9 protein-coding genes are annotated in these 12,216 nt (G+C 67.5%); 4 read left to right on the top strand and 5 right to left on the bottom strand.

Going from position 1 to position 12,216, the window contains the following annotated elements:
• Positions 1-6 precede the first annotated feature (6 nt).
• Both SK854_RS20580 and SK854_RS20575 read left to right on the top strand, forming a co-directional pair.
• The gene (locus SK854_RS20580; RefSeq protein WP_319976720.1) at positions 7-417 is read left to right on the top strand and encodes a PPOX class F420-dependent oxidoreductase; all 411 of its coding nucleotides are present in this window, start codon (positions 7-9) and stop codon (positions 415-417) included.
• Between the two features lie 88 nt (positions 418-505).
• Positions 506-991: a hypothetical protein gene (locus SK854_RS20575; protein WP_319976719.1), complete on the top strand. Its 486-nt coding sequence runs from the start codon at positions 506-508 to the stop codon at positions 989-991.
• On the opposite strand, the gene SK854_RS20570 is transcribed toward SK854_RS20575, so the two are convergent.
• Genes SK854_RS20570 through SK854_RS20560 form a run of 3 tightly spaced genes read right to left on the bottom strand, consistent with a single transcriptional unit; the run spans position 981 to position 7,851 of the window.
• Positions 981-5,399, bottom strand: a complete 4,419-nt coding sequence (locus SK854_RS20570) for a DNA repair ATPase (RefSeq protein WP_319976718.1) — start codon at positions 5,397-5,399, stop codon at positions 981-983. The genes SK854_RS20575 and SK854_RS20570 overlap by 11 nt on opposite strands.
• Complete coding sequence (locus SK854_RS20565) at positions 5,396-7,321, bottom strand: flotillin family protein (RefSeq protein WP_319976717.1); 1,926 nt, start codon at positions 7,319-7,321, stop codon at positions 5,396-5,398. Before SK854_RS20565 ends, SK854_RS20570 begins: the two co-directional genes overlap by 4 nt.
• A 2-nt stretch (positions 7,322-7,323) precedes the next feature.
• Positions 7,324-7,851 carry a hypothetical protein gene (locus tag SK854_RS20560; protein ID WP_319976716.1) on the bottom strand — a complete coding sequence of 176 codons (528 nt, stop codon included), beginning with the start codon at positions 7,849-7,851 and terminating at the stop codon, positions 7,324-7,326.
• A gap of 92 nt (positions 7,852-7,943) precedes the next feature.
• Between SK854_RS20560 and SK854_RS20555 the strand changes: the two genes are divergently transcribed.
• Positions 7,944-8,741: an LLM class F420-dependent oxidoreductase gene (locus tag SK854_RS20555; RefSeq protein ID WP_319976715.1), complete on the top strand. Its 798-nt coding sequence runs from the start codon at positions 7,944-7,946 to the stop codon at positions 8,739-8,741.
• An 11-nt stretch (positions 8,742-8,752) separates the two neighbouring features.
• Positions 8,753-9,661 carry a CobW family GTP-binding protein gene (locus SK854_RS20550; protein ID WP_319976714.1) on the top strand — a complete coding sequence of 303 codons (909 nt, stop codon included), beginning with the start codon at positions 8,753-8,755 and terminating at the stop codon, positions 9,659-9,661.
• 2 nt (positions 9,662-9,663) lie between these two features.
• On the opposite strand, the gene SK854_RS20545 is transcribed toward SK854_RS20550, so the two are convergent.
• Positions 9,664-10,686 carry a serine hydrolase domain-containing protein gene (locus SK854_RS20545; protein ID WP_319976713.1) on the bottom strand — a complete coding sequence of 341 codons (1,023 nt, stop codon included), beginning with the start codon at positions 10,684-10,686 and terminating at the stop codon, positions 9,664-9,666.
• A complete protein-coding gene (locus tag SK854_RS20540; RefSeq protein ID WP_319976712.1) occupies positions 10,683-11,801 on the bottom strand; it encodes a serine hydrolase domain-containing protein in 1,119 nt (372 codons plus the stop codon). The genes SK854_RS20545 and SK854_RS20540 overlap by 4 nt, the downstream gene beginning before the upstream one ends.
• Between the last annotated feature and the right edge of the window lie 415 nt (positions 11,802-12,216).

Below are 12,216 nucleotides of genomic sequence, written 5' to 3'. Positions count from 1 at the left end.
AAGACCATGGAACTGGACCAGGCACGGGAAGTGCTCCGCAGCCAGCACCGCGCGGTGTTCTGCGCGGTGAAATCCGACGGCACGCCGTCCATGTCGCCGGTGCTCGTCGCACTGGACGACAACGGTGACGTGCTCGTCTCCACGCGAGCCACCGCCTACAAGACGAAACAGGTCCAGCGCGATCCGCACGTCTCGTTGTGCGTGCTGCCGGACAGCTTCTTCGGGCGCTGGATCCAGATCAACGGCACCGCGACGGTGGTGCCGTTGCCCGAGGCGATGGACCTGCTGGTCGAGTACTACCGGACCATCTCCGGCGAGCACTCCGACTGGAACGACTACCGGTCCGCGATGGAACGTGAGCAGCGCGTGATCCTGCGGATCTCGCTGACCAGCGCGGGGCCTGACAGGACGGGCTGATTTCCCGATCCCGTAACACCGTTAGCGGGCACAACGATTCCACGGGGACGGCGGCTACCGGGCAGGCGGAACCTGGGGAGCGAAAGCGATGACTGGTGTCAGACGCCGCGGCTACTTCACAGCCGCGGTCGCGGTGATGGGCGCTGCCCTCGTCGCGGTCTTGTTCTCGGCACCCCCGGACAAGCCCGTCGACATCCGCCTCGTGGCTCCACCGCCCGTGCCGCCCGAGGTCATCACCGCGACCGCCACGACCACCGTCTCCGTCATCGGTGCCGATCGGCCGCCGCCTCCGCCTCCTCCGCCGCCGCCCCCTGGCGTCAACCCGCCGCCCCGGCACCGGCCCGACCACCGGCCGCCACCGCCTCCGCCGGGCCAGGGAGCGCCCCAGGCGACCCTGTTCGACCTGCTGCGCTGCGACTCGAAGCTGCTCGGCGACGAGTTGAAGCGCTGCATGGAATGGCCGATGAGCGACGAGTTCTGCGATCTCCTGAAGAAGTACCACCTGCAACCGGTCGACCTGCGCGGACCGGACGGCAAGCCGTTGGTGCTGAACTGCGACAAACCTAGACCTTGAGCTCCCTGAGCCTCGCGAGGTTCGCTTCCGCCAGCGAGCCGAGCAACTGGGCCTCGCCGAGGTAGTGATCGTCGATCAACGCCTCGACCTCGGCGTCGTTCATCGCCGGCACGATCCTCGCCGCCATCCTGTTCATGTTGCGATAGCTGCCCTGCAACAGGAACGGCTGCCCGGACGGGTCCGCGGCGGACGCGATGTAGGCCTGGTTGACCTTGAGCACGACCTGCTGGATCCGTTGCAGCTTCCGGACCACCGACAGCATCCGTTCCAGCTCGACGGTTTCGTAGTCGTGCCGGACGCTCTCGCCGTTCGCCAAGCGCACCAACGGTTCCACGTCGACGCCGCCCAGGGTCGGGTTCGAACCGGACGCGTTCTCCAGGTAGCTCAACGCGAACAGCGCGTCGCGGCCGGACAGCACGTCACCGAGGTTCCACACGTCCGCGCGGTTCGCGAGCATGTCCGGGACGCGGAACGCGCGGCCGGTCTCGGTGTACGGGTTGCCGGCCATCGACACCGCGAAGCGCTTGCCCCGCAGGTCGAACGTGCGTGCCTCGCCGTCCCAGACGCCGTCGATCCGTCGTTGGGCGTCGCAGAGCGAGATGAACTTCTGCAGCAGCTCGGGTGAGGTGTGCTGGATGTCGTCCAGGTGCAGGAGAACGTTGCTGCCCAGGGCGAACGCGAAGTTGATCCGCTCGACCTCCTGGCGCGCGGTGGCGTTCGGTGCCTCCTCCGGGTCGAGCGAGGTGACGCCTGTGCCCAGCGCCGGGCCGTTGACCTTGACGAACACCATGCCCAGGCGGTTCGCGACGTACTCCACGAGCGTCGTCTTGCCGTAGCCGGGCGGGGAGATCAGCATCAGCAGGCCGGTACCGTCGTTGAGCTGCTTGGAGAGGTTGTCGCCGATCAACGGCAGGTAGACCTCGTTCAGCAACCTGTTGCGCACGAAGGTGTTGAGCACGGCCGGCTTGTAGTCGTCGAGCCGGAGCCTGCGACGTTCCTCGGCCAGCAACTCGTCGCGCTGGCGCTGGTAGGCGCGGAAGGCGGGCACCTGTTCGGCGTTGAACGTCCTGAGCCTGGTCAGGGTCTCGTCCAGGCGCAGGTCCATCGACTGGTCGTGCACGCGCGGGTGCGTGCCGAGCAGGCCGGTGACGGTCTCGGTCAGCGACGCGCTGGAGTCGTAGCGCGGCAGGTCGGTCAGCAGGATCGCGACGACCTCGGGGAACTCCGGGCAGTCCTCGTCCTTGAGGAACGCACTGAGCCACGCCTCGATCAGGTCGCGGTCGCGGAGTTCCTCGGTGACGACCGCGCGGAACCGGTCGATCACCGCGCGGGCGGCCTTGCTGGTGACGAATCCCCTGGGCTCGCAGGCGAGTTCCTCGAACAGGTACTCGGCGCTGAGGTCGTCGAGCCCGAACTGCTTCGTGAGCTCCGGAATTCCGTGCGTGCCACCGAAGATCGTGCGGGCGCGGGCCAGCGACTCGGCCTTGCGCGTCCACACCGCGCGTTGGTCTTCTGGCTGTTCGGACCAGAAGATCTGCGCCTTGGCACGGGCCTGCGGCGGGTATCGGAGCAGGCCGGCGCCGGCGTGCAATCGTTGCAGGACAGCGAGGATCTTCTCGGCGTCGTGGTCGTGGACGCCCTTCTCGTAGCCCTCGTCGTAGCGTTCCGCGGCGGCGTTCGTGACGTCGGTGCGGCCTTCGGCGAGCAGGCATCCGGCCAGGTGTTCGGACCGGTAGACGTCCTGCGTCTCGGAGACCAGCAGCTGGTCCCAGAACCCGGTGGTCTTCCCGAACTCCGGGTCGGTGACCTCGCTGCGGTAGTCGGTGCCGGTGACCGCGTAGTAGAGGCGGCCGTCGCGTGGCACCAGGGTGAGGTTCATCGGCTCGGTCGTCACCGGGAAGCGATGACGACCGAGCACGATCGACGCGCCGTCGTACAGATCGGCCCGGTCCCGCAGTGCCCGGCCTCCCTCTTGCCGGGCATCGCGCAGACTCGCGTCGAGCTCGTCAGCCCGGACGTCACCGAGTTCCCTGAGTTGCTCGGCGACCGCGCGAACCTTGGCGACCATCGGATCGCCGGCGAAGTACGTGTTGATCTCATCGGTCGAGGTCAGCTTCCCGACGCGACGGCGGATCGTGCCGAGCACCCGTTCCGCGGACTGCACGAGCCGGTCGGCCTTGCGGGCGCGTTCGTCGAGCAGCGTCTGCTTGCGGGCGGAGAACGCCTCGTAGACGTCCGTGCGCTTGGCGCCGACCTGGGCGAGGAAGTCGTCGAACTCGCCGAACCGCGACTCCAGGTTCTCCAGCTGCAGCAACAGTCTGCCGAGCTGGTCGTCGCAGCGTTGCGGGGTGTCCGCGACCGACAGGGCGCCGGTGATGGCCTGGCCGAGGAGTGCGAACTCCGCGGCGAACTCGGCGCGGCCCTCGGCGTTCGCGAGCTGGGCACGACGACCGTCCACAGTGGCCCGTGCGCGGTTGACCGCGGCCAGCACCTCGCCGATGCTCGCGAGGATCTGCGTGCGGGTCGTCGTGTCGGCGGCGTCGAGCGTGCTGACGACCTCCGTCAGCACCTCCAGCCCGGTCTGCTGCTGCGCGAGGCGTTCGCGCAACGGCTTCGCCTCGGCCGCGGTCTTCAGCTCCGCGGCCGCGATCTGGTCGATTTCCTCGTGGTACTGGGAGAACGCGCCCTCACCGCTGAGGAACGCGACCGCCCTGCGCGCGGACGCGCCGAGTTCCTCGACCAGTTCGGCCTCGCGGCGGTCGATCTCTTCGAGATCGACGTACTTGAGGTCCTTGAGCGTGATCAGCCGGCCCTGCGCGGACCGCAGATCGGCCAGCAACCGCACCCACTCGTCGGCGCTTCTGGGCGCGGCCGACCTGGCGAGCCTGACCAGTGAGGCGAGCTTCTCACCGGCCGTGTGGAGCTGCTGGGCGGCGTGCTCGGTGAGCGTGCGGACGGCCTCGAACTCGTCCAGCACCTGCTCCGCCGTGGCGCGGACGGCCTGGACGTCCTGCTTGAGGCCCAGTTCGTCGAGCCAGAACACGCCGTCGATCACCCTGGTGCACAGGGCGATCAGCCCCTCGAACACCGGTGCGCTCGGCGTCATCCCGGCGCTCATCCTGGTGATGGACAGGCAGTCCGAGATGCCGCGAACGAGATCGGCGTTGCCGATGCGGGCGAGCGGGCCCGCCTGGTCCGGCAGCACCTCGTCGTGCACGAACGGCGTGCGCCACACCTGCATCGGGTGCACGCGCACGGCCTCGGAGCTGGTCTCGCGGAACACCACGAGCGTGCCGTCGGCGAAGAGCGAGTAGCCGTGACAGGTGATGGGTGTCGCGACTTCCTTGCGGATCACGTTGTAGGGCAACAGGAGACTGCGGCCCTCGCGGCGGGCGTGGAAGACGTACAGCACGTCCTCGCCGTTCGCGGACCGGACGACCCGCTCGAACTCCAGCTCGTCGGTGTCGACGTCGAACGTCTTGTCCGCGCCCGTGACGAGGTAGTAGCCGCCGGGGAAGATGATCCCCTGATCCTCGGGCAGGCGCTGGCAGGCCTGGCCGATGCCGTCGAGCCTGGTGACCTCCTTGGTGCGGGTGTTGAACACCAGGTGCCGCCACGCCGTCTCCTTGTACGGCAGGATTTTGAGGAGGATCAACGGGCCGACGCGGGCATAGTGGATCTCGGCGTCCGCGAGGCTCTGCAACGGCTCGTCGACGGGCTCTTCGTAGACGCCCTCGCCCGACTCGGTGTTGTCCTCGATCTTGACGGTCAGCGTGCCGCCGACCGTCTCGACGAAGACCTCGTTGTCGATGGCGATGTGCGGGTGCCGGCCCAGCACGTGCTGCTCGCGGGTCGTCTCGACCCACGTGAAGTCGTGCGAGGGCGGGAAGACGTGGTCCCGGTCGCCGCGGTTGTCGACGTACGTGACGGTGCCGTCGACCTTGACGTCCCAGCGCAGGACGCGGAGGTCCTCGATCTGCTCGCCGGTCTGGAACACCGCGAGCAGCCTCGACTCGACCGTGCGCAGCTGGAGCAGCCGCGTTTCCCGGTAGTACCGGTACAGCTCGGCGAAGTCGTTGCGAAACCTCGGGTCCTGCAGGAACTCCGCCTCGACCGTGGCGAAGTCCCTGTCGTGCGCCGCGAAGACGTCGTTGACCGTCGTCTCGGGCTTGAGGCCCATGAAGACGTTGTAGCCGAACAGCATCACGTCGCCGAGCGCGACGATGTCACGCGGCACGCAGTTGTTCTCGGTGCGGATGCGTTCGGTGGCGACGAGTTCGAGGGCTGTGCTGCCGAACGTCTCGACGCGCCGGTCGTTCAGCGCCTCGGTGCTGCGGGCGAGTTGGGCGGCCTGGTCGGCCAGTCTTGCCCGCAGCACCTCGTAAGTGCCCGCGTCGAGTTGTGTCATGCGTTCTGGCCGTTGTTCTTGGCCATCTGGGTCAGCGCGATCGCCGCGGCGATGTTCTGCGCGTCACCCGTGGTGAAGGAGCTGAGGATCTTGGTCAGGTCCTCCGGGAAGTTCGCCGACCCGTCCATCCACTTCGAGCCCAGCGCCTGCACCACGTCCGAGCCGCCGACGAAGCCGTCGACCTGCTTGCCCGCGGTGATCGAGCTGGCGATCCGGTCGAAGAACATCGTGTCGCCACCGATGATGTCGATGTCGGCCTTCTCCAGACCGGCCGCGAGCACCATGGCCTGGGCCTCGGCGATCTCGCGCTGCACGTCGATGCCCCGGAGCCGGATCTCCTTCTCCGCCTCGAGGCGCAGTCGGTACTCCTCGTGCTCGCGGGTCGCGGTGTCGAGTGCGGCCATCGCCTCCGCCTTGTGCGACAGGCCTTCCGCCTCGCCCTTGAGGCGTTCCTTGATGCCCTCGGCGTCGGCGAGCGCCTTCTCGCGGTCGACCACGGCCTCGGCGCGACCGAACGCCTCGGACGCGGCGGCGTCGCGTTCCTTGACCAGTGCGTCCGCCAGGCCCTTGGCCGCGGCCTCCGCCTGCGCGCCCTCCGCGAGACGGATCTTGGAACGGGTGTCCAGCTCTGCGGCCTTGTTGCGGGCCTCGGCGAGCACGACCTCCTCGCGGGCCTTGTGCTGCGCCGACTGCTCCGCGGCCTCGGCGGCCTTGATGTCCTTGACCAGCGACTCCTGGGCCTCGGCCTCGGCGCGGATGATGATCTGCTGACGGTCGCGCTCGGCTTCCTCGACCGCACGCAGGCGCTTGATGTTCTCCTCCTGCTCGGCCACCGTCTTCTCGACGGCGACCCGCTCGCGCACCAGGTCGGCGATCGCGCGGCGCTCGTGCTCCAGTTCCTTGTCCTTCTCGATCATGCGCAGCGACGTCTCGCGTTCGCGGGCGATGACCTCCAGCATGCGGTCCTTCTCGATGCGCTCGGTCTCGACGGCGATCACGCGCTCGCGGTTCTTCTCGGCGACGGCGATCTCGCGGGCCTTGTTCTCGGTCTGGATGCCGAGCTGTTCCTCGGTGCGGATGAAGGCGGTGTTGGCCTTGAGGCGTTCCTCGGCCTGGACCTTCTGCGTCTCCGCCTCCTGCTGCGCGCGGGCGGTCTCGATCGCGCGCTTCTGCTTGATCTCCGCGTCGGCCTGGCGCCGTTCGAGTTCGAGGATCGCCTCACGCGCGCTGACGTTCTGGCGCGTGATCTCCTTCTCCTCGTTGCGGGTGAACTCGTTGGTCTTGACGTGCTCGATCGCGGTCAGTTCGGTGATCTTGCGGATGCCCTGCGCGTCCAGGATGTTCGCCGGGTCGAGCTGCTTGAGCGGCGTCTGCTCCAGGTAGTCGATGGCCGCGTCCTCGAGGCTGTAGCCGTTGAGGTCGGTGCCGATGACCTGCACGATCCGGTCGCGGAACTCGTCGCGGTGGGTGTAGAGGTCGACGAAGTCGAGCTGCTTGCCGACGGTCTTGAGCGCCTCGGAGAACTTGGCGTTGAACAGCTCCTGCAACGTCTGCTCGTGGCTCGCCCGCTCGGTGCCGATCGCCTGCGCGACCTTGATGACGTCCTCGACGGTCTTGTTGACCCGCACGAAGAACGTGATGCGGATGTCCGCGCGGATGTTGTCCTTGCAGATCAGGCCCTCGTTGCCGGCCCTGCGGATCTCGATGGTCTTCACCGAGATGTCCATCGTCTCGCACCTGTGCAGCACAGGCAGCACAACGGTTCCCGTGAACGTCACGTCGACCTTGCGCATCTTCGAGACGATCAGAGCCTTGCCCTGCTCGCACTTCTTGAAAAGTCTGCTCAGCGTGATCAGTGCCAGGATCAGCACCAATGCGATCACGGCGATCAGCACGATCAGCCCCGTGGAGATCGCACCCATGTTCAGCCCCCTGTGGTGATGTCCACGACCCAGAAGAACTCGCCCTCTGCGTCGTAGTCGAAGATCAACGCGGTCTGGCCCGCCTTGAGATCGGTGCTCTGCGCCGCTCGCACCTGAACGACCGCCGTACCGCCGTCGTCGGCGGTCACCTCGGCCTGCCCGTACCGCTCGGTGACCCTGGTCGTCCTGACGATCGCGGTACGACCCACGAAATCGTTGCGGGACGCCGGTTTCTCCGGTTTCGTCCAGTTCTTGACCGGGATGAGAAGGATCTTCGTGACGAGTGCCCCCACGAGCAGCGCCCCGGCGAGAATGGCGTACCGGAGCGAACCCTCAGGAGTGAGCACCGTGCCGACCAGCGCGGCGAACCACGTGATCACGACGAACATCGAGATGGAGATCGGCATCACCGGGGCGTCGAAGTCCAGGCCCACCAACGCCACCGTGAGCCAGTAGGCCAGCACTATCAGCAACAGAAAGCTGAACACCACGGTCGGAAACGCCAGCGCGGCAGCCAGGAACTCGGTCATCATCGCCCCCCTTCTCGTCATTCTGATGCGCGAAGTGCCTGTTCCGTTGCACTTTCGGGAATGATCGACGCAAATCGATGGTTGGCCCGACCATGGACATCGGGGTGCAGGGGCTCAACATCGGCGACCACGCGGGACCGGACGAGACGCGGCGGCTCGCCCAACTGGCCGAATCACTCGGCTATCGATCGTGGTGGGCGTCCGACCACGTGGTGCTGCCGTCGCCGCGGGTCGACCCGTCACCGTCCGAACCGGACGCCGTGATCGTGGATCCGCTGGCCCACCTGGCTTATGTGGCGGCGGTCACGTCCACGCTGGAGCTCGCGACCGGCATCGTGATCCTGCCGCAGCGCAACCCGCTGGTGCTCGCGAAGCAGGTGGCGTCGCTCGACCTGCTCAGCGGCGGCCGGTTCACGCTCGGCGTCGGTGCCGGCTACCTCGAACCGGAGATGACCGCGGTCGGGGTGTCGTTCGACGATCGCGGCGCGCGGACCGACGAGTACCTGGACGCGATGGACCAGCTCTGGCACGCGCCCTCGCCGGCGTTCGCGGGCAAGTTCGTGTCGTTCTCGGGGGTGGACGCGCATCCGCGGCCGTCCAACGTGCGCGTGGTCGTGGGCGGGCACAGCCCTTCGGCGTTCCGGCGGGCCGTGACCCGTGCGCAGGGGTGGTTCGGCATCGGGACGCCCGACGACATCCGCGGCCACCTGGCCCGGTTCCCCTCACGCCCCTCCGAGTTCCGGATCAGCGTGTCCGCGCAGGTGCCGCTGACGGCGTCCGTGGTCCGGGAGTACGAGGACCTGGGCGTGGACGAGCTGGTGATCTACCCGCCGATGTTCGACGGCACCGTGGACGAGGTGCTGCGGCGGAACGCCGAGTTCACCGGCTAGCCTCGGACGTCGTGATCCCCGTCGTCGTGCTCGCCGGCTTCCTCGGTTCCGGCAAGACCACCCTGCTCAACCACCTGCTGCGCACGTCCGGCGGCACGCGGATCGGCGTCGTGGTGAACGACTTCGGGCAGATCAACATCGACGCGTTCTCCGTCTCGGCCCAGGTCGACTCGATGGTGTCGCTGTCGAACGGCTGCCTGTGCTGCGCGGTCGACGGCACCGAGCTCGACGACATGCTGACCCGGCTGGCCGCGGCGGACCTGGACGTCATCGTGATCGAGGCGTCCGGGCTCGCCGAGCCCGCGGCCATGGTCCGGATGGTGCTGCAGGCGCCAGGCGTGTCCTACGGCGGGCTGATCTACGTGGCCGACGCGGTGGAACTCGATGCCGTGCCTCACCTGGAACGCGATCTCGCGATGGCCGATCTGGTGGTGCTGAACAAGATCGACCGGGTTTCGTCGTTGCCTTCGCTGCCTTGTTCGGCGCCGGTGATTCCGGTTTCCCACGGGCAGATCGATCCGGCATTGCTGTTCGAGGTGCGGCCGCCGGACCTGGGACCGCGGCAGCTGTCGTTCGACGATCTGGACGACCACTCCACGCACGCGCACGCCTCTTTTGACAGCGTGTCCTTCGAATACACGGATCCGCTGCACCCCAAGCTGTTGATGGACTTCTTGGGTGCACGGCCGGAGGGGTTGTTCCGCGCCAAGGGTTTCGTGCGGTTCCCGCTCGGCACGTTCATGCTGCAGACCGTCGGCGCGTACGTCTCGTTCACACCAGTCGACGACGCCCCGACTCAGCTGGTGCTGATCGGGGCGGGCATCGATCCGGAAGCGCTGACGGACTGGTTGCTGGCGTGCGTGGCGGACGAACCGGTGACCGAGCAGGACATGCTCTGGGTCCTCCGGTACGCCCGCTGACGTCACTTCTTGCAGAGCGCGGTGTCGATCACGTCGAACACCTGCTGGAACTTCTTCGCCGGGTCGTCGCCGAACGTGCCGGGGAGCGCGGTGAGCGTGACCGCCGCGCTCTTGCCGCTGTCGGTCGCACCGCCCAGCGACGCCCAGCCGTGGATCGACCCGCCGTGCCCCCACCAGACCCCGCCGCAGCTGAGCTTGGTGCTCTCCAGCCCGAGGCCGTAGGCGCTCTTCTCGTCGACGGTGACGGCCTTGCGCATCTCGTCGAGCTGCGCCTTCTTGAGCAGTCCGCCCTGCATGAGCGTCTTGAAGAACTTGGCGACGTCAGCGGGCGTGGAGACCATCGCGCCGGACGCCCACGCGGCGGACGTTTCGATCTCCGTCGCGTCGACCACCTCGGACTTCGGGTCGAGCAGGTCACTCAGCGCGTAGGCCTGGGCGTGACGGCCGCGGATGCGTTGCTCGCCCTGGTTCGGCCAGTACGTGTCCTTGAGGCCCGCCTTGGTGATCACCTGCTGGATCGCCTCGCCGACCGGGCGTCCGGTGACCTTCTGGATGAGCAGCCCGGCGACGACGTAGTTCGTGTTGCTGTACTCGTACTTCTCGCCCGGCTGGAAACTCGGCGGCTTGGCCAGCGCGACGTCCAGCAGGTCGTGCGGCGCGAAGTACCTGTCCCGGATGTCGGCGATCTTCGGGACCCCGACGTCGAGCACGTAGTCGGGCAGTCCACTGGTGTGCTGCAGGACCTGGCGCACGGTGATGCGGCCGTCCTTGATGTGCGGCACGTACTTGTTCGCGGGCCCGTCCAGCTCGACCTTGTTGTCGGCGACGAGCTGCAGCGTGGCGACCGCCACGAACGACTTGGTGATGCTCCCGATGCGCACCTGCCCGTTGACCGGCGCGTTGCCGCGCGCGAGGTCGTGCCCGTTCACGTGCGCCTCGACACCAGGCGTGCCGTCCTTGACGATCTGGTCGAGTTGCTGGGGGACAAGAAGAGTCAGGGCCGTGAGCGCCGCGACCGCGATCACTTGGCACCACACAGAGCAGCGTCCACAGTGGCCAGAACAGCGTCGTGGGCCTTCGCGCCTTCCTCGGGCGTGTCCTGGAAAGTGCCGGGCAACGCCGTCACAGCAACGGAGAACGCCCTGCCGCTGTCAGTGACCCCGCCCCGCGTCTCGTAACCGTGGATGTCGCCACCATGACCCCACGACCGTCCACCACAGGACAACGGCGCACTGGCGATGCCCAGCCCGTACTCGACGCCCGGCCACATCTCACCGGCGGTGTCGACGGTCTTCTTCATCTCGTCCAGCTGCGCCTTCTTGACGAGGTCGCCCTTCAACAGGCCGCGGTAGAAGGTGTTGAGGTCCTTGGTGGTGGAGATGATCTGGCCGGCCGCCCAGCCCCAGCTCGGATCGAGCTCCGTGACGTCCTCGATCCCGTTGCCGGTCCTGGCATACCCGTGCGGGTGCTTGCCCTTGATGGTCTCGTCACCCACACCGGGCCAGTAGGTGTCGTTGAGGTTCAGCTTCCGCACGATGCGCTGGTCGACGTTCTCCGCGACCGGCCGCCCGGTGGTCTTCTGGATCAACAGACCGAGCAGCACGTAGTTCGTGTTGCTGTACTTGAACTTCGCGCCCGGCTCGTTGGTGACGGGGTGCGCGTTCCCGATGTCCAGCAACTCGCGCGGCTCCAGGTAGCGGTGCCGCACCTCCTCGAACTTCTCCAGCCCCATGTAGTTCGTGTAGTTCGCGAGCCCGCTGGTGTGGTTGAGCAACTGCCGGACCGTGATCCGGTCGTCCTTGATCGCGCCGGGCAGGTAGTGGTTGATCGGCTTGTCGAGCTCGACCTTCCCTTCACCGACGAGCTGCATGACCACAGTGGCAACGAACGCCTTGGTGTTGGACCCGGCCCGCACCTGCCCGTTCCTGGGAACAGGCGTCCGCTTGTTCAACTCGGACGTGCCCGAGGTGTAGGCGCTCGTCCGGCCGTTGGCCTCGGTGACCGTCGCCAGCGCCGCCGGGAACTCGTGCTGCTTCGTGAGCCCATCAAGCTGCTTCTGCACGCCACTCGCCGGCGCGGCCATCGCCGTCCCGGTGAACAGCATGGCCGCTGCCAGCACTCCTACCAGCGTCTTCTTCATCCTGTGCCTCCCCTTGCCGTGGTGAGGACAGATTGCCAACCGCGTGCCTGGTGTCGCAGTCACGCACGCTTCCGTTCTCGGGGTGGAGCAGGCTCTACCCCAGTGGCGAACGTCGCCCTGCCGCAGCGGCGGGTGATCCCCGAGGCCTCGCCGTCCACCGTGGTCCTCGGCGAACTGCATCGCCCGCGGCTCGCCGTCGAGGCCGCGGGGTAGTTGAGCTCGGGCTGCGAGAGGTGGCTGAGCCTGGCGATCTGTTCCTGTGTCGGCGTGACCTCGTCGAGGTTGCCCGATCCCACCAGGTCGTCGAGGGTCCGCGCGATCTCCTGGATCGGGGTGTTCCGAATCCCAGTTGTGCATCCAGCAGAGGTCGAAGTAGTTGGTGTTCAGCCGCTTCAGTACCCGCTGCTGTCTCCTT

Origin of the sequence: Lentzea sokolovensis, from assembly GCF_033949975.1 — a bacterium.
In the GTDB taxonomy this organism is placed as follows: Bacteria; Actinomycetota; Actinomycetes; order Mycobacteriales; family Pseudonocardiaceae; genus Lentzea; species Lentzea sokolovensis.
This window is presented reverse-complemented; position numbering and strand designations above follow the sequence as displayed.